This window comes from Heyndrickxia sp. FSL W8-0423 (assembly GCF_038009395.1).
Classification (GTDB): domain Bacteria; phylum Bacillota; class Bacilli; order Bacillales; family Bacillaceae_C; genus Heyndrickxia; species Heyndrickxia sporothermodurans.
Genome location: NZ_JBBPBE010000001.1, coordinates 2213994 through 2234826, shown reverse-complemented (window position 1 = coordinate 2234826; position 20833 = coordinate 2213994). Strand labels below are relative to the sequence as shown.

21 protein-coding genes are annotated in these 20833 nt (G+C 34.7%); 10 read left to right on the top strand and 11 right to left on the bottom strand.

Annotated elements, in window-relative coordinates; all coding sequences use genetic code 11:
- Nucleotides 1–27: 27 nt before the first annotated feature.
- Nucleotides 28–603 carry an SCO family protein gene (locus tag MKY81_RS11305; RefSeq protein WP_066233957.1) on the top strand — a complete coding sequence of 192 codons (576 nt, stop codon included), beginning with the start codon at nt 28–30 and terminating at the stop codon, nt 601–603.
- 38 nt (nt 604–641) lie between these two features.
- On the opposite strand, the gene MKY81_RS11300 is transcribed toward MKY81_RS11305, so the two are convergent.
- From MKY81_RS11300 to hemE, 5 genes are all read right to left on the bottom strand, one after another.
- Nucleotides 642–3017 carry a YhgE/Pip domain-containing protein gene (locus tag MKY81_RS11300; protein ID WP_341117832.1) on the bottom strand — a complete coding sequence of 792 codons (2376 nt, stop codon included), beginning with the start codon at nt 3015–3017 and terminating at the stop codon, nt 642–644.
- Between the two features lie 72 nt (nt 3018–3089).
- Nucleotides 3090–3662, bottom strand: coding sequence for a TetR/AcrR family transcriptional regulator (locus tag MKY81_RS11295; RefSeq protein ID WP_341117830.1), 573 nt, complete (start codon nt 3660–3662; stop codon nt 3090–3092).
- Nucleotides 3663–3776: 114 nt separating this feature from the next.
- Entirely contained in the window at nt 3777–5198 is a 1422-nt protein-coding gene (hemY, locus tag MKY81_RS11290; RefSeq protein ID WP_341117829.1) for a protoporphyrinogen oxidase, read from the bottom strand.
- Nucleotides 5199–5292: 94 nt separating this feature from the next.
- Nucleotides 5293–6231 (bottom strand): ferrochelatase, encoded by a 939-nt coding sequence (hemH, locus tag MKY81_RS11285; RefSeq protein ID WP_066233945.1) that lies wholly within the window; start codon nt 6229–6231, stop codon nt 5293–5295.
- A gap of 46 nt (nt 6232–6277) precedes the next feature.
- Nucleotides 6278–7312 (bottom strand): uroporphyrinogen decarboxylase, encoded by a 1035-nt coding sequence (gene hemE / locus MKY81_RS11280; RefSeq protein ID WP_108071857.1) that lies wholly within the window; start codon nt 7310–7312, stop codon nt 6278–6280.
- 280 nt (nt 7313–7592) lie between these two features.
- On the opposite strand from hemE, the gene MKY81_RS11275 reads away from it, so the two are divergent.
- Nucleotides 7593–8105, top strand: a complete 513-nt coding sequence (locus MKY81_RS11275; protein WP_341117827.1) for an antibiotic biosynthesis monooxygenase family protein — start codon at nt 7593–7595, stop codon at nt 8103–8105.
- A 117-nt stretch (nt 8106–8222) separates the two neighbouring features.
- Here the strand turns inward: MKY81_RS11275 and MKY81_RS11270 are convergent, their stop codons facing one another.
- Nucleotides 8223–9617: a hypothetical protein gene (locus MKY81_RS11270; protein WP_341117826.1), complete on the bottom strand. Its 1395-nt coding sequence runs from the start codon at nt 9615–9617 to the stop codon at nt 8223–8225.
- Nucleotides 9618–9873: 256 nt separating this feature from the next.
- On the opposite strand from MKY81_RS11270, the gene MKY81_RS11265 reads away from it, so the two are divergent.
- Nucleotides 9874–11076, top strand: a complete 1203-nt coding sequence (locus tag MKY81_RS11265) for a M20 family metallopeptidase (protein WP_341117825.1) — start codon at nt 9874–9876, stop codon at nt 11074–11076.
- A 109-nt stretch (nt 11077–11185) separates the two neighbouring features.
- Here the strand turns inward: MKY81_RS11265 and MKY81_RS11260 are convergent, their stop codons facing one another.
- Both MKY81_RS11260 and MKY81_RS11255 read right to left on the bottom strand, forming a co-directional pair.
- Nucleotides 11186–12412 carry an ABC transporter permease gene (locus tag MKY81_RS11260; RefSeq protein WP_341117824.1) on the bottom strand — a complete coding sequence of 409 codons (1227 nt, stop codon included), beginning with the start codon at nt 12410–12412 and terminating at the stop codon, nt 11186–11188.
- Nucleotides 12399–13145 (bottom strand): ABC transporter ATP-binding protein, encoded by a 747-nt coding sequence (locus MKY81_RS11255; RefSeq protein WP_341117823.1) that lies wholly within the window; start codon nt 13143–13145, stop codon nt 12399–12401. Before MKY81_RS11255 ends, MKY81_RS11260 begins: the two co-directional genes overlap by 14 nt.
- A gap of 510 nt (nt 13146–13655) precedes the next feature.
- On the opposite strand from MKY81_RS11255, the gene MKY81_RS11250 reads away from it, so the two are divergent.
- From MKY81_RS11250 to MKY81_RS11240, 3 genes are all read left to right on the top strand, one after another.
- Entirely contained in the window at nt 13656–14078 is a 423-nt protein-coding gene (locus MKY81_RS11250) for an HIT family protein (protein ID WP_341117822.1), read from the top strand.
- Nucleotides 14079–14587: 509 nt separating this feature from the next.
- On the top strand, nt 14588–14956 hold the full coding sequence (locus MKY81_RS11245) for a YtxH domain-containing protein (protein WP_341117821.1): 369 nt from the start codon (nt 14588–14590) through the stop codon (nt 14954–14956).
- 116 nt (nt 14957–15072) lie between these two features.
- Nucleotides 15073–15654 (top strand): HTH-type transcriptional regulator Hpr, encoded by a 582-nt coding sequence (locus tag MKY81_RS11240; protein WP_341117819.1) that lies wholly within the window; start codon nt 15073–15075, stop codon nt 15652–15654.
- On the opposite strand, the gene MKY81_RS11235 is transcribed toward MKY81_RS11240, so the two are convergent.
- Entirely contained in the window at nt 15651–15983 is a 333-nt protein-coding gene (locus tag MKY81_RS11235; protein ID WP_341117818.1) for a DUF1878 family protein, read from the bottom strand. The genes MKY81_RS11240 and MKY81_RS11235 overlap by 4 nt on opposite strands.
- Nucleotides 15984–16278: 295 nt before the next feature.
- Here MKY81_RS11235 and MKY81_RS11230 point away from each other — a divergent pair, with 295 nt between their 5' ends.
- The 3 genes from MKY81_RS11230 to MKY81_RS11220 all read left to right on the top strand — a co-directional run bounded on the left by MKY81_RS11230 (nt 16279) and on the right by MKY81_RS11220 (nt 19379).
- Nucleotides 16279–16458, top strand: coding sequence for a hypothetical protein (locus MKY81_RS11230; protein WP_328018889.1), 180 nt, complete (start codon nt 16279–16281; stop codon nt 16456–16458).
- A 192-nt stretch (nt 16459–16650) separates the two neighbouring features.
- Nucleotides 16651–18063 (top strand): FAD-binding oxidoreductase, encoded by a 1413-nt coding sequence (locus tag MKY81_RS11225; protein ID WP_341117817.1) that lies wholly within the window; start codon nt 16651–16653, stop codon nt 18061–18063.
- Entirely contained in the window at nt 18060–19379 is a 1320-nt protein-coding gene (locus MKY81_RS11220) for a (Fe-S)-binding protein (protein ID WP_341117816.1), read from the top strand. Before MKY81_RS11225 ends, MKY81_RS11220 begins: the two co-directional genes overlap by 4 nt.
- 76 nt (nt 19380–19455) lie before the next feature.
- Here MKY81_RS11220 and MKY81_RS11215 read toward each other — a convergent pair whose 3' ends face one another.
- Nucleotides 19456–19545: a YjcZ family sporulation protein gene (locus MKY81_RS11215; protein ID WP_341117814.1), complete on the bottom strand. Its 90-nt coding sequence runs from the start codon at nt 19543–19545 to the stop codon at nt 19456–19458.
- Nucleotides 19546–19619: 74 nt separating this feature from the next.
- On the bottom strand, nt 19620–19706 hold the full coding sequence (locus MKY81_RS11210; protein WP_066233910.1) for a YjcZ family sporulation protein: 87 nt from the start codon (nt 19704–19706) through the stop codon (nt 19620–19622).
- Nucleotides 19707–19948: 242 nt separating this feature from the next.
- Here MKY81_RS11210 and MKY81_RS11205 point away from each other — a divergent pair, with 242 nt between their 5' ends.
- Nucleotides 19949–20833, top strand: coding sequence for a peptidylprolyl isomerase (locus MKY81_RS11205; RefSeq protein ID WP_341117812.1), 885 nt, complete (start codon nt 19949–19951; stop codon nt 20831–20833).

The window sequence follows — 20833 nt, the reverse complement described above, 5'->3', positions numbered from 1 at the left end:
AAGAAAAAGAAAGTGGGTGGGTACATAATGAAACATTTCCGCCTTTCATTATTATTGATAGCCGCTATTATTTTAACAAGTCTTAGTGCATGTTCAAATGTTAATAAAAATGGACATAAAATAGAAAATTTCACATTTACTGACCAAAACGGAGAGAAATTAGGTCTGAAGGATTTGAAAGGAAATGTATGGGTCGCTGATTTTATGTTTACGAGCTGTGCCGATATTTGTCCCCAATTAACAAAATATATGAGGGATCTCCAAAAGGAAATTAAGAAAAAAGGCTATGATGACGTTCATTTTGTTTCATTTAGTGTAGACCCAGAGGTAGATAAACCAAAAGCTTTAAAAAACTATGCTTCGAAATTTGAAGCGGACTTTTCAACATGGCATCTATTAACCGGATATTCACAAGATAAAATTAAAGACTTTGCAATGGATAATTTTAAAAATATAATCGTTAAACCGGAAAATGATACACAAGTTGTCCATGGAACAAGTTTTTATCTAGTCAATAAAGATGGAGAAGTTGTCAAAGATTATTCAACGCAAAATGGTTTTCCTTTAAGTGAAATTGTAAAAGATATTAAAGCATTACGATAAAAAAATGGGAGCTATGATACAATCATAGCTCCCATTTTTTATGCGATAACTTCTTCATTTGTTTTTGTTTTATCCATTTTTTTTGACTTAAAGATAAAATATCCTAATGTTAAAATCAAGAAGCTTACTAGATAGATAGCAAGTATTCCTAAGTTATGCCACATTAATGAATAATCTCCATTTGAGATAACTGCCCTGAAAGCTTGAAGAGAATAAGTCATTGGCAATGCTTCATGAATCGGTTTTAATGCATTAGGTAATAACTCTAGTGGGAAAGTTCCCGCACTAGATGTTAATTGCAAGATTAAAACGATAATCGCAATATAGCGACCCGGATTATCCAGTGCTGCAACGAAAAAGTGAATAATTGCCATAAATGTTAGACTTGTAACGATCGCTGCCACGATAAATAATGGCACGCTTTTCACATCTACTCCAATCATACCGACGATAATCCAAACAGCAATTAGCGCTTGAAAAATACCGACGATAGCCATGATACCGTATTTCCCCAAGAACCAAGAAAAAGCATTTTTCGGCTCTGTAGCAGGTTCACGAACATTGAAAATGATTGTTAACAATAGTCCTCCGACAAATAATCCGAGTGATAAGAAATAAGGAGTCAATCCTGTTCCATAGTTAGGGACATGATTAACGACATCTTTTTTAAGATGGATCGGATCACTCATCATATCATACTGTTTATCATTCCCTTTAACGGAGTTTGCATCCTTTGATGCATCAGATAATTTTCCTTTCATTTCTTTCGTTCCGTCTTTTAAATCATTTGTACCGTCATCCAATTTTTTTGAACCGTCAGCAAGTTTATGACTGCCGTCTTTTATTTGTGTTGACCCATCAGCAAGCTGATTCAATCCATTATTGAGCGTTTTTGCTCCTTCGGATAATTTGTTGGCACCAGTTGCGGCATCATTCATTTTGCTAGTAAATAAGCCTAAACTCTCAATATATTGATTTTGACCGTTTTGTAATTTAGCAGCACCATTACTTAGTAATGTCGAACCGTTTGCAAGCTGTTCAATACCCTTTTGAACTTTTACTTGGTTTTTATTAATAGTAGTGACACCAGCTATTAATTTATCAAATTGCGGATCGGTTTGCTCTTTTATTTGTTTTGTAATTTGATCTTTATTGCCTGTCATTTGTTGATTTACTTGTTTTTTGAATTCAGTGAATCCTTGATCCATTCCTTGATGGATCCCTTGTGCTAACTGTTGCTCCATTTCCTTGGCTTGGTCTTGAGCATTTGCTGTCAATTGTTGCTGGAGTTGTTGAAGCGTTTGATCATCAACTTTTCCTTTAAGTGCAGCAAATAGTTGTTCCATTTGTTTAGTTTGCTTATCTTTAATTTGTTTTGCAATCCCAGCTGTTAGCTGTTTCTCCATTCCACTTTGCAATTGATCAACACCTTGATTTATCCCTTTAACACCTTCAGTTAACTGGGATGAAAAGGCATTAGCTATTGCAGGAGGGAGTTCATTTTTGAATTGCTCAAGCCCACCTTGAACTTTCTTGGTACCATCGACAAGTGCAGGCATTCCTTTATTTAATGCTCCAAGCCCTTCACTCGCCTGGTTAATCCCTTTTGTTAATTCCTTTGTGCCGTTTTGCATATCTTTTGAGGCATTATATAATTGATTGCTTCCATCATTCAGCTGATTTAAACCATTTGCTAAATCATTCGATCCTTTTGATAGATCTCCGGCACCTGATTTAGCTTTCACTACTCCGTCATTAAATGTAATCGAATTTTTTGCGAGTAGTTCAAGATTTTCCTTTAGCGATTTCGTTCCATCACCTAATTTTTTTGCACCATCGTATAATTTAGATGCGCCGTCACTTGCTGTATTAAACCCATCCCCCATTTTTTTAATCGCATCAAACATTTCTTCTGCATACGTAGTGGACACTTCTTTTGATACAGCATCTTTTATTTTAGTCATGGCTGATTCGCCAATTTTTGAGGATGTATAGTTTGCACTTTGATTTTGTACATATTTTAATTGTAGTCGTTTTGGATCTTTATCGAGTAAAGTTGTCGCATTTGCAGAGAAGTTTTCCGGAATCTCGATGACCATATAGTATTTTTGATTTTCCAATCCTTTATAGGCCGCGTCTTTTGAGACGAAATGGAAATTCATGCTTTTCTTCTCTTTTAGATTATCAATTAGTTTATCACCAATCTCGATTTTTTCATCCTGCATTACCGATCCTTTATCCTCATTTACAACGGCAACCGGCAATTTCTCTAATCGTCCATAAGGATCCCAAAACGCCCATATAAACATCCCTGCATAAAGAATCGGGACTAATATAATAGCCAGAACTTGTATTAAGGACATCGGATGGCGGACAATTCCTTTTAATTCGGCTAAAAATAATGAACCTTTCATATAATTAATTCGCTCCTTTCTAATTGACTGAATTGTTCAACTGGTCAGTTTTGTTTAAAAATATGAGGATCATCATATTGACAATCCCTTAAATAAGTAAGATTCAAACAGATCTGCAATTTCCTCTTTTTCAAGGGGACGATGGTGCTTTTCCCAGTCAAATATTAATGAAATATAAAGCTTTAAAATAATAAATGCTGTGATTTCAGGATCACATTTTTTTATTTCTCCCTTATCCATTGCACCTTGAATGATTCCCATAATATAATTTAAGACTGCAGTTTCCACTTTTTGAATGACTTCAGACACAGCAGGTGTTCCCATATCTTTTTCTTCTTGAAAAAGTTTAATCGTTAGTTGATGATTTTTACGAAACTCTAATATTCGAAATAGTACGTTGTGCACATTCTCAAAGAAAGAAAGATTAGGATCCATTGCTTCTTCTGCAGATTCTTTCATATCCTTAATAAGGGTTGTCACAATTTCATCAAACAATTCGTCTTTGTTCTTGAAAAAAGTGTAGATTGTGCCCTTTCCGACATTGGCAAGTTTCGCAACTTGATCCATTGTCGTAGCTTTGTAGCCAAATAATGAAAAGGATTTTGTAGCTGCATCTATAATTAGTTGTTTACGATCAATCGCCAAAGTACTTCACCCCAATCCGCAAAATGACCAAATGAGGAAAATGGTCAATAAGTTCACAAAAAGTAATTTAACATACTCTCTAAAAAAAAACAAGTGAATAATTCTACAATAGAATTATTCACTAATCACTTCCTGCTTAGACGTATTTAATTTTCTTAAATACTGCAAAACATCTTTCACTATGGATTCACCTTGACTAATACAATCCGGTACACTAATTCCTTCAAATGAACTTCCACCAATAATAACACCCGGCAGATTTTTCACGATATTGTCTTTTAATGCTTTTACTCTTTCTTCATGCCCAATTGTGTATTGTGGCATTGCATTTTTCCATCTTGATACGATTGTAAAGTCGGGTTTATCAGAGAGTTCGACTAATCTATTTAAATCATCGAAAACAATTTGCTCAATTTCTGCGTCTGATAAATCGACGACTGTTTCATCCCCAGCTCTGCCAATATAATTGCGAAGCAGTACTTTACCATCAGGGGTTGAATGTGGCCATTTTTTATGTGACCATGTACAAGCATTAATTGTATAGTCGCTATTCCTCGCAACGACAAAACCAGTTCCATCAAAGTTTTTTCTAATCGCTTCTTCAGAAAACGCCATCGCGACTGTAGCAACTGATGTAGCCGGAACCTTGGAAAGTGGTTCAAAAAAATCATACCTCGGAAATATATTTGGCAGTAAATAATGTGGGAGCGCAATAATCACACTATCTGCTTCGAGATGCTCACCATTATTTAGGGAAATTTCATAATCTTGGTCCCTTGATGACTTTTCAACCTTAACAACCCGAATACCCTTCATTATTGAACTTTCCTCAAGCTTTTCTTCCATGGATTCCACGATTGATTCCAGCCCATTCCTTAAGGTTAGGAATCTATTTGAATAGGTCTTGTCCCTTTTTGTTCCTATTATTAAACTACGATATCTTTTTTCCACCTCATAGAATTGCGGAAAAATTGCCTTTAAGCTTAATTGATCAATATCACCTGCATATATCCCTGAAAGTAACGGTTCAATGAGATTTTCTACTACTTCATCACCAAATCGTCTGCGAAAAAATTGCCCAATTGAAACATCTTTTTTTTCTTTTAATCGTGGAATAATTAAATCAGCTGCAGCCCTTACTTTGCCAGAAAACGAAAATAAACTAGAAAGAATAAACGGACTTATTTGAGTGGGGATTCCTACCACTGCTCCTTCAGGAATTAAATAAAGCTTATCATTCGATATTACATATGTTTTATCAGTTTCACTTTCAATTAACTCTTGTTGGATACCTAATTTTTCTACTAGTTTAGTAAAGCTTTCGTTTTTTGTTAAAAGAGAGTCAGGGCCTGTTTCTATAACAAAGCCGTCTTTTCGGACAGTTTTGATTTTCCCGCCTAATCTTCTACTGGCTTCTACTAGTTTAAATTCAATAGGTAAATTATTTTGTTTTATTTCATTCTGTAAATAAAATGCTGAAGTTAAACCGGTAATCCCGCCACCGATAATAACTACTTTATGTTTTTTACCCGACACTGGGAATCACCTTCTTCGGCAATGATCATTATTTTATATTTTTTGAAAAGTCTATAGTGCAATAAAGTAACACCAGGGATAATCCCTGATGTCGTTAATTATTTACATTTAGTTTTTTTAAAACTACCGTTGCTAGTGCATCAATAAATTGAGGTTGTGAATTTGGCATTGGAGGTCGATAGTAGCTTGCACCCACTTCCTCAGTGACCACTTTACATTCGTAATCATTATCATAGAGAACTTCTAAATGTTCGGCAACAAATCCAACAGGTACGTAAACAAATGCTTTATATCCTTTTTCATTGTACAAATCACGCGTTAAATCTTGAACATCGGGTCCAAGCCATGGATCTGGAGTATTTCCAGCACTTTGCCAACCGATTGCATATTCCTTTATCCCTGCTTTACTAGCAATTAAATCAGCTGTTTCCTTAAGCTGTTCAGGATATGGGTCGCCATATTGAAGGATTTTTTCTGGTAAGCTGTGAGCAGAAACGATTAAACATGCAGCATTACGTTCATCCTCTTTCATGCTTGCATATGTTTCAGACAATCGCTCCACCCAATAGTCAATAAATTTCGGTTCCTTATACCAGCTCTCAATCGATGTAATTGTAAGCCCGCCTAACTTTTCAGCTGTTTCTTTCGCACGTTCATTATAAGACTTAACACTAAATGTTGAGAAATGTGGTGCTAATACAAGTGACACCGCTTCTTTGATTCCATCATTATGCATTTGCTCAACCGCATCTTCAATAAATGGTTCAATATGTTTCAAGCCAATATATGCTTGAAATTCTACATCATCTTGGATTTCATTTAAACGGTTCTGAAGACCATATGCTTGTTCTTCAGTAATTTTCGCTAACGGAGAGATTCCTCCGATTGCTTTGTAACGGCTACGTAAGTCCTCTAACATCTCTTCAGAAGGTTTACGTCCATGTCTTATATGTGTGTAGTATCTTTCAATGTCTGCTTCTTCATATGGCGTTCCGTAGGCCATGACGAGAAGCCCTACTTTTTTCTTCGTCATTTGTTAAACCTCTTTCTAATTCTCGTATATCTAGCTCCAGCGTTTTTTATTTTGCACTATATTCGTGAATGAATGATGTTAATCTTTTTAGTGTTTCGGGATTGACTTGAGGGAATACACCATGTCCTAAATTAAAGATATAGCCTGGTGTTTTCATTCCTTGGTCCAAAATAGACTTCGTTTTTTCTTCAAGTACTTCCCATGGTGCTAATAATAGAGCTGGATCCAAGTTCCCTTGAACAGCTTTCGTAATACCTTTTTGTCTTGCCTCTTGAATTGGTAATCTCCAATCAAGACCTACAACATCTAATGGAAGATCATGCCACTCTAGTGCAAGATGGCTCGCACCAACTCCGAACATAATAAGTGGAACATTTTCTTTTCTTAACTCACTAAAGATTCTTTCCATAACAGGCTTAATATATATCCGATAATCCTCCACATTTAATGCGCCGACCCAAGAATCAAAAATTTGGATCGCACTTGCTCCAGCTTTTATTTGTGCACGTACATATGCAATGGTCATGTCAGCAAGCTTATCCATCAAGGCAAACCATGCTTTCGGCTCCGAATACATAAATGCTTTCGTTTTTTTATAATCTTTTGAAGGTCTCCCTTCAATCATATAGCTCGAAACGGTGAATGGAGCTCCTGCAAAACCAATCAGCGGTACTGTCAATTGTTCATTAGTTAACAATTTAATCGTATCTAACACATAAGGAACATCTTCTTCAGGTGTTATTTTCCCCAACTTTTCCACATCTGCAAGTGATTGGATTGGATTATTGATAACCGGACCAATTCCAGATTGGATTTCAACATCAACACCAATCGCAGGAAGAGGCGACATAATATCTTTATATAAAATAGCTGCATCTACATCATATTGCTCTACAGGCAATCGAGTGACATATGCACATAATTCAGGCTGATGGGTAATCTCAAATAAGGAATACTTTTCCTTCAAGGCACGATATTCTGGTTGTGAGCGTCCCGCTTGACGCATAAACCAAACTGGAACATGGCTTGTTTGTTCACCTTTTGCCGCTCTCAAAAGGGTATCATTCGTAATTCTAGTCATATGTAATATGTCCACCTTTCAAAACTATCTTTTCATATTATATAATAATAATTATAAAAAGAGAAAAGTTCTAGTTCGTTCTTCCTTCTTAATATGTAATCAATATAGACTTTTTCATTCCAAATGTATAGTTCGCCTAACGAAATGTCATAAATTCTCCCTTTTTCTCGTCTTAAAATCGTCAAAAGTTAAAATTTCTCCGTATATACTATTAATTAATTTTCAGAAAATTACTTTTTACTGTTCTTTTGATGGGTATAATAATAATGAGGTGATGAAAATGAATCTTTATATTACGACCGGAACTTATGAGTTTCTTATAAAAATATTGAATAAATATAAGGATGAACAAATGCTCTTAATGCAAAATGCACAAAACTGCCTAATCATTCATGAAACGATGAAGAAATCTGTATTTGGTTCACCGAGAACTTATGAAATAATTGATGGAAATGGAAATTTTCCGCAAGAAGGATACAGTGTTTTCTATAATATTCCCATTTCCGATGAAGGCAAGCCGGTTTTTGAGTATCATTTGCAAAATAATAGTCAGTTGATACAAACGGCTTCTGGTATTCGCGCTTTTCGTTTTTTGAAACCGAAAAAAGGTGATACGTATATTATTTTAACGATGTGGGAAGACGAAAAAGATTTTTCTAAATGGAAATTAACAGATTCTTACAAAACGATTATAAACACGCCAACAGTCAGTGTTCCATTATCCAGCAATACAATTTTTAATGGCTCACCATATGAGTCGTACTACACAATCGTAAAAGATGAAAAAAAATAAAGCGCAGTATTTGCGCTTATTTTTACACAATTTCAACAACCAGCATAAAAGGTATAAACTTGACAAAAAACTCTCTTATTTCCGAGGAAATGACATGTACATCAATAGACAGGAGCATTACAGTAAAAACATAGCAACTATTGTAGTTACTACCATCCCGATTATTACCGGTTTGAGATTTCTTCTTGCTAGTTCAAATGGATCAACACCGCAAATTGCTGCAGCTGGTATAAGCGCCCAAGGGACAAGCGTACCTCCACCAACCCAAATTGCCATTATTTGGCCGAGAGATGTCAATGTTGCAACACTTGATTCAATTCCATGTGAAAATAACTTAGCGACAGATCCAACAAGCGATAGTCCTGAAAAACCCGATCCATCTAACCCTGTTATAATACCAACTCCAGTTGCAGTAATTGCACCAACTTCCTTCGTTACTGGTACAAGATTTGCTAATGCCGCACCTAAATCATTTACAATTCCTTGAGATGTCTTCGGCAAATAATCACCAATCATCGATTGGAACCCCGCATCCCCTAAATAGAAAAATGCGGCGATTGGGATGACAGGACCAAACACTTTAAAGCCAAATTGCAGCCCTTCGATTAAATATTTTGTCGTTTGCTCAAGCGCTTTATTTTTATATCCCGCAAACGTAATTAATAATAAAATCAAAATGGAGGTACCTCCGACAAGGGCAGTAGCATCTCCCCCTTGAAGATGGAAAGCAACCATTGCAACAATATCGAGAATAAAAAAGATTGGAATTAGCAACGCAAAGAGTCGTTTAAAAAAAGGAGTTAGCTTGGTAACCTCTTTCTTTTCAGTTTCCAGCGGCACATTGAAATGATTATTTACCTTTAATTTTCCATTTTTCATATCGCGTTTTAAAAAGTAAAACGCAGTTATTGTGGTAACAAATCCCATTATAATGACAAGCGGGATACTTGCATGTAACACATCATTTACTGGAATACCTGCACCATCGGCAGCAATCTTTGGTGCCCCTTGGATAATATAATCCCCTGATAAAGCAATTCCATGACCGAATAAATTCATAGCGATCGCAGCCCCAATAGCAGGCAAGCCTACTCTTATCGCTACTGGAAGCAATACCGCCCCCATTAAAGCAACAGCTGGTGAGGGCCAGAAAAATAAGGAAATGAGCATCATAACAATACCAATCGTCCAATAAGCTAAGGAAGGGGTTTTAATTAGTTTAGCAAAAGGTGAAATCATCACATCATTGATCCCTGTAGCCATCAAACTTTTACTCATTGATACAATTAGTGAAATAACTAAAATTATCGCTAACAACTCGGTAATTGCATAAATGAAGCTTGTAAAAACCCCACTAATTGATGCCGTAATAGAACCGGTTGCTGTCAAGGCAATAAGAAAAATTCCCACTATACAGATGATCGTTGTATCTCTCCTTAAAATCATGAAGCCGATAATTAGCACTATAAACACAATATAAATCCAATGAATTGCTGTAAGATCAACCGACACATAAATTCCTCCTTACAGTTTAAAAGGATGCACTTCTTGTTGGGAAAGCGTTAATAATCGAGGGAGAAAATAGGCTAATAACCACTTAGAATAAAATATGTGAAAGCAAAAAATGAGTGAGGAATTAAAAAAAATCTTTTTAAGAGATTCTTTCTTAAATTTTGTACAAACGACTACCATTTTCACAAAATTCAAATATGTACTATAATAAAAATAGTTAGTATTAATTTTTCAAAGAGGAGATGCATGGCTAGCAATGACACTTCAAACATTAGCTCAAAAACTAGAACAATCATTTGATGAAATGGTAAGTATTCGAAGATATTTACATCAGCATCCGGAATTATCCTTTCAAGAAGTTCAAACAGCTAAATATATCGCCGATTTCTATAAAGAACGAGGAATTGAAGTTAAAGAAAATGTTGGCGGAAATGGAGTTGTTGCAAAAATAAAAGGAAAGTTTCCCGGAAAAACAGTGGCACTGCGGGCTGATTTTGATGCATTGCCAATTAATGAAGAAACAGATGTACCATATAAATCCAAGGTACCCGGAGTGATGCATGCTTGTGGGCATGACGGTCATACGGCAACACTGCTCGTCCTTGCGAAAACGTTAAATGAAATGAAGGAAGAATTAGCAGGTGAATATGTGATGATTCATCAGCATGCAGAAGAATATGCCCCAGGTGGAGCAATTTCAATGATTCGGGATGGATGCCTGGAAGGTGTAGACGTTATTTTCGGAACCCATTTATGGTCTCCTTTGGAATGTGGCACGATATCCTATCGAAAAGGTCCAATAATGGCAGCTGCTGATCGCTTTGAAATCAAAATCAAAGGGTATGGCGGTCATGGTGCCCAACCACATAAAACGAAAGATGCGATTGTTATCGCCTCGCAATTAGTGATGAACCTCCAACAAATTGTGAGCAGACGCGTCGATCCAATTGATTCTGCTGTAGTAACTGTAGGGTCTTTCGTTGCAGAAAATGCATTTAATGTGATTGCGGATTCTGCAAAATTGTCTGGGACAGTTCGGACCTTTAATGAAGACGTTCGTGATTTCATCGAGGAAGAAATTGATCGTATCGTTCGGGGTACATGCTTAGCAGCAGGTTGTGAATTTGAGTATGAATACCATCGAGGCTACCCGGCGGTTGTCAATCATGATGAGGAAACTGACTTTTTGGCAGATTGTACAAGTCAGGTTTCCGATGTTCTTCATACTGAAATCGCTGCTCCTGAAATGGGTGGCGAGGATTTTTCCTATTATTTGCAACATGTAAAAGGAACGTTTTTCTTTACCGGGGCGAAGCCTGACGATGTTGAGGTTCCTTATCCACACCACCACCCAAAATTTGAAATTAATGAAAAAGCATTGCTTATTGCCGCAAAAACGTTAGGCACAGCTGCGTTAAATTATCAAAATGTTGAAGAACAAAATTCAGTTGAAGTATAAAAAGAAAATCCCACTTGAATTCAAGTGGGACTTTCTTTTTGTAAACGGTTTTGATTCAACTAACGAATAGGCATTTTTAACGTCTCCTCTAATTAATTGTGGAGAAATTTCATAAACTCCGACTCATTTTCCGAAGCCTAACTGGAACATATGATTTAGTAAAAATGACAGAGAACAGGATGCCAACTAAACATACAATAAGCCCATTTAGCAACGATTGGCTAAATAGAACAATGACTCCGAAAAATAGAGACTGAATAAAGATGGAAGCTGTTAAAATGGTTAAAAATGATTTTTCCTTATATGATTGATCTATCGGATATAGGTACTGCCAAATTTTCAATTCATGATAATTCACCATAGGTATTAGCTGAAAGGCTGTTAAAAAAAGAAATAAGATCGATATTCCGATCGACAAGTACAGTTGATTACTGAAATAAAGAAAGATCGCACCAATGATTGATAATCTCATGTATAATCCGAAAAATTCACTTGAACGAATCAATGTTCGGGCAAATAGAAACGTATATGTGTTTTTTTGCTCGTATGAAATCAATTGAAAAATCCAATCCAACCATTTTCTCCGTTTAACCTGACCTTTTAGTTTTGGAACATCTGTAAATAGATTTGCAAACCGATAAAATGCACTTAATCTTTTTTGTTCCTTATCAATTAATACATCCCATTTTAACGTTTTCCCTTTTACAAAACTGTGATAAAAAGCAAATAATGCTAAATAAAGAATAATAAACAATCCATAAATCCATGGATTCGCTCTTTCGATAATAAAATAAATAAAACAACTATTTAATACGAAACGGATCAACCAATCAAAAATGGCTGTTCTTTGATCTTGAATTTTCAACATATCCCATTGTAAGTAAAGATTCCATACTTTTAATATAAATAGGACGATTAGGATATAGAGAAACGATTGAAATCCATTCCCGCTTGCTTGTACATACATAGGCATACAAACAGCAAGGATCATTAGTAATAAATAGGCTTGTATTATAAAACTAAATAAAATCGATTTACGAAAATAAGACGCCATTTTCATTTCTATCGGCAGCAAATACACTTTATCTGCTTCTTTTAATAATGTATAAATCGGACTCATCGTTAAAAAAAGGCCCAATAAGATCCCCATAACTAAACCGATAGGAAAACTCTCATCCAATGTTTTTACCCATCCGTTATAATAATAAGCACCTGCACCTAATGCAAAAATGGCTACAAATAATAAATGATCATTAAATATATACTTTAAATATTTTCTTAATTCAAGAATATATAGTTGGACTCGTTCTCTCCATAAACTCTCAATTTGTTTCATCGTTATCTTCCTTCGTTAACTGGATATATATATCATCTAATGTAGCACCTGGCATATTAAATTCATCTTGAAGTTCTTTCAGCGTTCCTTTTGCACGTATATGTCCATTATGTAAAATGATAAATCCGTCACAATATCTTTCTGCTGTCGCAAGAATATGAGTTGAAATAAGAATTCCTGCCCCATTCTCTTTCATTTTCTTCATTAAATCCAATAATGATTGAATGCCGAGAGGATCCAGACCAACGAATGGTTCATCTATAATATATAAATCAGGTTCCACTAAAAAAGCGGACATAATCATTACTTTTTGTTTCATTCCTTTAGAAAAATGAGCAGGAAACCAACTTAGTTTTTTTTCTAAACGAAACTCTTTTAATAATGGAGTAATCCTTGTTTGAAATGTTTCCTGATTTATTCCGTAAGCCATTGCGGTAAGCTTAAGATGCTCGTCCAATGTTAACTCATCATATAAAATTGGGGATTCCGGAATATAAGAAAATTGTTTTCGATATTCATCAGGGCCATTTCGAAGCTCGAGATCGTTGATTTGAATCTTTCCTTTTTTCGGTTCCATCAATCCAATAATATGCTTGATTGTAGTACTTTTACCAGCCCCATTTAAACCGATTAACCCAATCATTTGTTTTTTTTCGATTGTAAACGAAACATCTTTTAAAACAGGTTTTTTCGTATAACCACCGGTAAGATTTTGTACTTCGAGTAGTGACATATGTATACGTCCTTTCTTTTTCTTAATCCACATCATTAAAAGCTTAAAAATTTATGAATACTTATTTCTATATTGTACATGATAATAAGCGAAGGGGTTAACTAACGCAATTAATCGGGGTGGTTACTAAAGACCGAAACCGTAAAAGCGATTAGGGCAGGTCTAGGATATGGCAACAACGTTACAAATACACTTATCATAAATGAGGTGTTTGTCGAAGATCACTTACTGTTTTAAACGTTGAATAAATGTTAAAACAATAAGGGGATGATCGCGTTGAACAAAGGTCATTTACTCCGTTAAATTTGAAATAACACTCTTATTATAAATGAGGTGTTTATCAAAGGCAGACCAATGATTTTTTAAACCCTTAAGTACCCCTTCAATCGGGACGGGATTTCATCGGAATTCCCCGTCCCTTTTCTTTTTCTGTCCAGCGCTTACGCTTTTCTTATTCCATTATTAGCCATTATAAGTTATACTAATTACAAAATCGAAAGGTGGGATAGTATGAGTGATTGTATTTTTTGTAAAATTATAAATGGTGAACTTCCATCCGCAAAAGTATTTGAAAATGAACATGTTCTTGCTTTTCTTGATATTAGTCAAGTAACAAAGGGTCATACATTAATCATTCCAAAAGTACATAAAGAAAACGTTTTTAAATTGACTCCAGAAATCGCTAAGAATATTTTTGAAGTGGCACCTATGATTGCAAATGCCTTGAAAGCTGAATTTAATCCGATCGGTATGAATCTTGTTAATAATAATGGTGAGCATGCTGGTCAATCTGTTTTCCACTTTCATTTACACCTAATCCCACGTTATGGTAAAGGTGATGGCTTTGGTGCCGTTTGGAAAAATAATCAAAGCGAATACACACAAGATGATTATAAAAAAATCGCCGAAGCAATATCCAAAAATATTCAATAAATGCTAAGTAAAATCCTGCTTATCACGCAGGATTTTTTATGTCATTATTAACAATATAACAAATAATAATAAAGAGATAATCCCTCCACTGCCAAAAAACAATATCCTTTGTTTTAAAATTTTTTTAGGTGGATAGACCCCCGGTCTTTGGTACTTTAAAAAAGTATAAATTGATCCTATCAAAAAGCAAATACATATAAGGAGGAGGCAAAAAATGATTCCACTCAATATCCACACCTCTTTCTCCATTTTGATTGAACAATTCCCTCGTTGATTCATTATATTTTTAAAATACTTCACACGATAAAAATATGCAAAATAAGCGAACTTCATGATTCTTAATTCCAATAAAATGTTAATAAAATAGTTAATTTCAGTGCATTTTTTTAAAAATTGTACTATAATTTAAATATTCATGCAGGATTTTGCAAATTATTGTAGAAAAATAGATTATGAGGTATGCGAAAAATTCTTAATAATCACTTTATATTATAAAATGGGGTGTTGTCATGAACAAAAAAATGTTTGCTTATGGGATTATCGTCGGAGGAATTGCTGGTACACTTTCCGCCTTACTAACAGCTCCTACATCAGGTAAAAAATTAAGAAAACAATTATCAGATCAAACAAATGATTGGATGTCATCTGCAAAAGATATAACGAAAAATGTGCAGGAACTAAAAAACTCAATTCATGTATTATCATCGGAAGGTAAAGACATCGCAATGAAGTTCGTTTCTGATATTAAATCAGCGATATCAGAATGGCAAAATAATATTGAGGGAAATAAAGAAAATATCCTTAATGAAGTACAAGCATTGAAGGATTCAATTGATGAGTTAGAATCAAAAATTCAAGAGCGACCTAAATCTCATTAATTTCAATGTTTTTCTGAAACGAAAATTTTTGTCTAAAAATTTTGTTAATTTATATCTTTATTAATCTTTATTTTATTGGCATAATAAATATATATATATATAAAGTGGGTGAAGTAATGACAGAAAGTTCTTATTCTATAAAAGAAGCCTTGCTGTTCAGTCAAAAAATTACGCAAATTAGCAAAGCAATTTGGAAAATGATTGAAAAGGATTGGCAGCAATGGATAAAACCATATGATTTGAACATTAATGAACACCATATTCTTTGGATTGCCTACCATTTAAAGGGTGCATCCATATCGGATGTAGCCAAATTTGGAGTCATGCATGTTTCAACAGCTTTTAATTTTTCGAAAAAATTAGAAGAACGGGAATTACTGGAGTTTTCTAAGAAGGAAAATGACAAAAGAAACACCTATATTCAATTAACAAAAAAAGGGGAAGCTTTATTACTCGCTTCAATGGAATCCTTTAATCCTTCAAATAGCGTCGTTTTAAACGGTGCATTGCCTATTAAAAATTTGTATGGCAAATTTCCTGAATTTATCGAATTAATGGCCATTATTCGTAATATATATGGAGAAGATTTTATGGAAATATTCGAAACTTCCTTTCATAATATTGAAACAGAATTTATTGAAGAAAACGGAAATGTTAAAAAGCTTCCAACAGAGAGTGAAAGCTTGAGTAATTTTTAAGATAAATTTTTATTTAGGATTTCCATAAGCTCCGGAAAAATATTTTGTTTTAAACATGCTTGAATAACTTGTTCGGGATCTAAGTTCGGATGAAGTTCTTCTTTAAATTTTTTGAAAAGTGGAGAAAAAAAGACGAATTTATCTGCTTTTTGTTCTTCACTTTCTTTATGTAATGTTTCACAGAGTTTATAGAAATCTTCCACATCTTTTTCCTGTAGTTGATTTTCAATGACGATTCGATAAAAATCATATTGACTTTCAGAAATCATTTTTAATAGTAATTTTTGGTGAAACTCTATACGTTCAAGTCTTTGTTCTATTGATTCCATATCATTTCACCTCATTTGATCTTTTCGAAGAAGAATTTACCAAGTTTGTATTTTCCGTTATCGTAGGCTTTTATCAGTATAATACCATTTTGCCTTTTCATATTCATCACATTAGGTAATAAAAAGACGGATTTTTATTTTTTAAGTTGTATTCTTCTATTTTACAGTTTAATTACTATTTTCCAAAAGTAAAATACCATTTATTTGATTCTGTTATCTCTTAAAATAGCTATCTTTTTAATTTAAAATTTGGTATCTTTAGCATAAACATTTGGAAATACGGGAGGAATTGATAGTGATCTCCATTTTTATTATATTTGCAATTATTATTGTTTACCTAATAAACAATATGACTAATTCACTTTGTATACAAAAAGAGATCCCTGAAGAAAGACAACCAAAGGTATTTAGAACCATTAATATACTCGTTACTATTTTACTTCTTTCTTCATATGTAGAGATCCTATATACATAAAAGCAACAGAGATTACAACCACTCATGTGCACAAAAATAAACCAAGGAGATCCAAACTCCTTGGTTTAAAACTATAAATAAATTTTAATTATAGATTCTAATTATAAGAAGAACCTCCAGTCTGTAACAGTGTCTCAAAATTATCGATCTCCCATAAAATAATCCACAATTCATATTAGGTGTTGATAAACAATGAGTAAAATCAATGAACAAATACTAGATGAATTAAGAAAAATTGTTCAAAATGATAGAATCCTTACTAAAAAGGGGGATTTATACTCGTTTAGCTATGATGCTTCTTTTGGTGAATATTTGCCTGACATTGTCCTTCAACCTCAATCAAAGGAGGAAGTTAGTAAAATCATTTTATTAGCAAATACTTATCGAATTCCTGTCTATCCTAGAGGATCGGCTACTTCTTTAAGTGGAGGCCCCTTACCGATATTAGGTGGAATCGTTTTGGACATGTCACAATATCCAAAATCCTTAACGATTGATAAAGAAAATATGCTCGCAATCGTAACACCAAGTGTAATTACATCCAGTATACATGAAGAAGCAGAAAAAGAAGGATTATTTTACCCCCCAGATCCGAGCAGTTCCAACGTATCAACAATTGGCGGGAATATTCTTGAAAATTCTAGCGGACCAAAAGGATTAAAATATGGGACAACAAAGGAATATGTAATTGGATTAGAAGTAGTCACACCTACAGGAGATATTATCCGTACAGGTGGAAAAACAGTTAAAAATGTGACTGGATTTGACTTGACGAGACTTATAGTAGGTTCGGAGGGACTTCTTGGAGTCGTTACTGAAATTACTTTACGGCTAATACCGAAACCAGCATACAAAATGACATTACTCGCTTCCTTCCAAAGAGTTGTTGATTCCGGAAAGGCGATTACGTCAATTTTATCCTCAGGAGTGTTACCTGCTGCACTTGAGCTAATGGATAAATACTGTATTGAGGCTGTTGAACATTATCAGCCATCAGGTCTTCCCCTTGATGCTGAAGCGATCGTCATTATTGAACTAGATGGACATGAAGCGGCTGTAAGGGAAGAAATAGCTCAATGCTCGGAAATTTGCAAATCCTTTTCCGGTTCGAAAGTGCTAGTCGCGAAATCAGAAGAAGAGCGAACAACAATTTGGAAAGCCCGAAAGATGGTCTCTCCAGCGATTACTCAGTTAGGTCCAACAAAAATTTCAGAAGATGCGACAGTGCCCCGAAGTAAAATTCCGGAAATGATTGAAAAGCTTCATATTATTCGCGATAAGTATAAGCTGAATTTAGTTGTTTTCGGTCATGCCGGGGATGGAAATTTGCATCCAAACATAATAACAGATAAGCGTAATATCGAGGAAATGAAAAAAGCAGAACTCGCTGTTGGGGAAATATTTCAAGCAGCTATTGATCTAGGCGGAACCCTTTCCGGTGAGCACGGTATCGGTATTTTAAAAGCTCCTTACATGCGAAAAGAGTTGGGTTTAACGCTCGATTTAATGAAAAAGATCAAAGAAGCTTGGGATCCGAATAATATTTTGAATCCTGGTAAGATGTTTCCACAAAAAGGGCAAACAAAGGTGGTGTTGACTCAGTGAATAACGCTGACTCAATAACAAACACTCTTTATAAAAAAACCTATGATGAAGTCAATCAGTGTATACAATGCGGCTACTGTCTTCCGGCATGTCCTACTTACGCATCGATGGAGAAAGAAAGTGCTTCTCCAAGAGGAAGGATTAATCTTGTCAAAATGGCCGCAGAAGGCAAAATAGATATTTTAGAAGACTTAAAAGAGCCAATTGACCTTTGTCTCGGTTGCCGTGCCTGTGAGGTTGCCTGCCCTGTCAATGTTCCATATGGTTCAATCCTAGAACATGCGAAAGAAGCTATTAATGACGCAGAAGTTCGTACTAGGAAAAGCCATACATTTAAAGACTTTGCCTTAAACCACCTTTTCATGAAACCAAAAACGATGAAGCTTTCTAGTAATATGTATTTTCTCTATCAAAAAAGCGGGCTGCAAAGAGTTGTTCGGGAAACAAACCTTTCTGAAAAGCTTGTAAAAAAAGCGGGGAAATTCGAAAAAGCTCTGCCTAAAGTTCCCTCGATGAAATACCGGATTCAAAGAGGAAAACTGTATAAAGCGAAAACAGAAAAAACGGTTAAAACAGTTGCCTTATTTCTAGGTTGCATAAACGACGCAATCTTCTATCATGTCAACTACTATACACTTGAGCTCTTAAGGATGTCCGGAAGTGATGTATATGTTCCTAAAGAACAAACATGCTGTGGTGCACTTCACGCACACCAAGGGCAAATGGAGCATTCGCGACAATTAGCCATGGAAAATCTAAAGGCCTTTGATCAATACGAAGTCGAGGCTATTATTACCAACGCGGGAGGCTGTGGAGCTATCCTCCAAGAATATGATCAGTTGTTAAAAGAAGAAAACGGTACTGAATTGGGACGAGTTGCGGAAAAATTCACGAAAAAGATTAAAGATATATCCGAAGTACTCTTCTCATTGGATTCGCTGCCATTTTCAAAAGAGATTGAAAAAGTTGTTACCTATCAGCCTTCTTGCCATTTATCTAATGTTCAGAAAGCAGGCGATTATCCGGAGAAATTGCTTAAAAAAATTCCGGGAATTAAATATGTCGAATTACCAGGCAAAAATACGTGCTGTGCATCCGGAGGAATTTACAACATTCAACAATACGACGAATCAATGAAAATACTAAGGAAAAAGATGGATGAAGTAAATAACATTCAGCCTGAAATAGTTGTAACATCAAACCCCGGTTGTTTAATTCAAATGACTCACGGAGTCAACACCTTTGGTAAAAAACCTTCAGAATCAATTCATTTAGTAGAATTATTGGCAAGAGCTTGCGGAATCGAAACCCTTTAGATTATTAAAATCCGGAGTACAACTATTCTGAGCATAAACAAAAAATCAGGTTCGCCGCGAACCTGATTTTTTTGCACTAACATATCCAAGATGCACCGATTATAATGAGCAAAATAAATAATACAACGAGTAACGCAAATCCGCTGCCGTATGCTGCACCACCCATAATAGTCACCTCCCTAACAGAAATAGTATATTCTATTCATTTTTAGTTGCGATGTTAAAACTGGACTGCCTAAATTAACAAATAAATGCTGCACCTACAATAATCAAAAGAATGAACAATACGACAATTAGGGCAAATCCGCCTCCGTAAGCAAATCCCATTTTGAATACCTCCTTTTTTCTTTTCAATATATCCTATGTACAAACGGCTATTGTTGACTAGAGCAAATGCCTAGATTTTCATAATGGATTTTACACTTTATCAAAAAAGTTAAGATTTGATGAGAATTCCTTAAAAATACCATAAGTCTTCCGTATTATGTTTCTTTTCCGATAAATTTTGTGGTATAGTAGGTTTTGTAAGTTTTAATTGGACGATTAATTAGATAGGGAGTTGTTAATTGATGAAAAAATGGGTATTATCCCTTTCATTAGCAGCAGGAGTTATTGGACTAGCTGCATGTGGCAATAATGGAGATGTTGTTGTAAAAACAAAAGCTGGAAATGTAACAAAAGATGAACTATATGAGGCAATGAAAGATAAAGTTGGAGACCAAGTCGTACAACAACTTGTTTTTGAAAAAGTTCTTTCTGATAAATATAAAGTTTCAGATAAAGAAATTGATAAACAAGTGGATCAAGCAAAAAAACAACTTGGTGATCAATTTGAAATGGCCCTTCAACAAGCAGGTTTTAAAAATGAAAAAGACTACCGTAATAACGTAAAACTTGGTCTTTTACAAGAAAAAGCTGCAACAAAGGACATAAAAATTTCAGATAAAGATATAAAAGACTATTATGACAAAGAAATTAAGCCTGATATTAAAGCTAGCCATATTCTTATAGCTGATGAAAAAACAGCAAAAGAAGTTGAAGCTAAACTTAAAAAAGGTGAAAAGTTTGAGGATTTAGCGAAGAAATATTCTACTGATGGTACTGCTCAAAAAGGCGGAGACCTTGGTTGGTTTAATACGGGTAAAATGGATCCAACATTTGAAGCTGCTGCATATAAATTAAAGGTAAATGAAGTGAGTGAACCAGTAAAAACTCAATTCGGTTACCATATCATTAAGAAAACCGGTGAAAAAGATAAAGCACCATTTGATGATAAAATGAAAAAAGAAATCAAAGAAAAAATTAAAGCATCTAAAGTAGATCAAACAAAACTTGCTGAGGTTATGAAAAAAGAAATTAAAGATGCTAAATTAGATATTAAAGATAAAGATTTGAAAAAATCATTTGATAATGTGTTAAATGCAGATACTTCAAGTTCTACATCTAAAAAGTAA

Excerpts from the sequence above, each read along its gene's own strand:
- MKY81_RS11305 (WP_066233957.1), top strand. The coding sequence starts at position 28 with ATGAAACATTTCCGCCTTTCATTATTATTGATAGCCGCTATTATTTTA.
- MKY81_RS11300 (WP_341117832.1), bottom strand. The coding sequence starts at position 3,017 with ATGAAAGGTTCATTATTTTTAGCCGAATTAAAAGGAATTGTCCGCCAT.
- hemH (WP_066233945.1), bottom strand. The coding sequence starts at position 6,231 with ATGACGAAGAAAAAAGTAGGGCTTCTCGTCATGGCCTACGGAACGCCA.
- hemE (WP_108071857.1), bottom strand. The coding sequence starts at position 7,312 with ATGACTAGAATTACGAATGATACCCTTTTGAGAGCGGCAAAAGGTGAA.
- MKY81_RS11275 (WP_341117827.1), top strand. The coding sequence starts at position 7,593 with ATGAATCTTTATATTACGACCGGAACTTATGAGTTTCTTATAAAAATA.
- MKY81_RS11265 (WP_341117825.1), top strand. The coding sequence starts at position 9,874 with ATGACACTTCAAACATTAGCTCAAAAACTAGAACAATCATTTGATGAA.
- MKY81_RS11260 (WP_341117824.1), bottom strand. The coding sequence starts at position 12,412 with ATGAAACAAATTGAGAGTTTATGGAGAGAACGAGTCCAACTATATATT.
- MKY81_RS11255 (WP_341117823.1), bottom strand. The coding sequence starts at position 13,145 with ATGTCACTACTCGAAGTACAAAATCTTACCGGTGGTTATACGAAAAAA.
- MKY81_RS11250 (WP_341117822.1), top strand. The coding sequence starts at position 13,656 with ATGAGTGATTGTATTTTTTGTAAAATTATAAATGGTGAACTTCCATCC.
- MKY81_RS11245 (WP_341117821.1), top strand. The coding sequence starts at position 14,588 with ATGAACAAAAAAATGTTTGCTTATGGGATTATCGTCGGAGGAATTGCT.
- MKY81_RS11240 (WP_341117819.1), top strand. The coding sequence starts at position 15,073 with ATGACAGAAAGTTCTTATTCTATAAAAGAAGCCTTGCTGTTCAGTCAA.
- MKY81_RS11235 (WP_341117818.1), bottom strand. The coding sequence starts at position 15,983 with ATGGAATCAATAGAACAAAGACTTGAACGTATAGAGTTTCACCAAAAA.
- MKY81_RS11225 (WP_341117817.1), top strand. The coding sequence starts at position 16,651 with ATGAGTAAAATCAATGAACAAATACTAGATGAATTAAGAAAAATTGTT.
- MKY81_RS11215 (WP_341117814.1), bottom strand. The coding sequence starts at position 19,545 with ATGGGTGGTGCAGCATACGGCAGCGGATTTGCGTTACTCGTTGTATTA.
- MKY81_RS11210 (WP_066233910.1), bottom strand. The coding sequence starts at position 19,706 with ATGGGATTTGCTTACGGAGGCGGATTTGCCCTAATTGTCGTATTGTTC.
- MKY81_RS11205 (WP_341117812.1), top strand. The coding sequence starts at position 19,949 with ATGAAAAAATGGGTATTATCCCTTTCATTAGCAGCAGGAGTTATTGGA.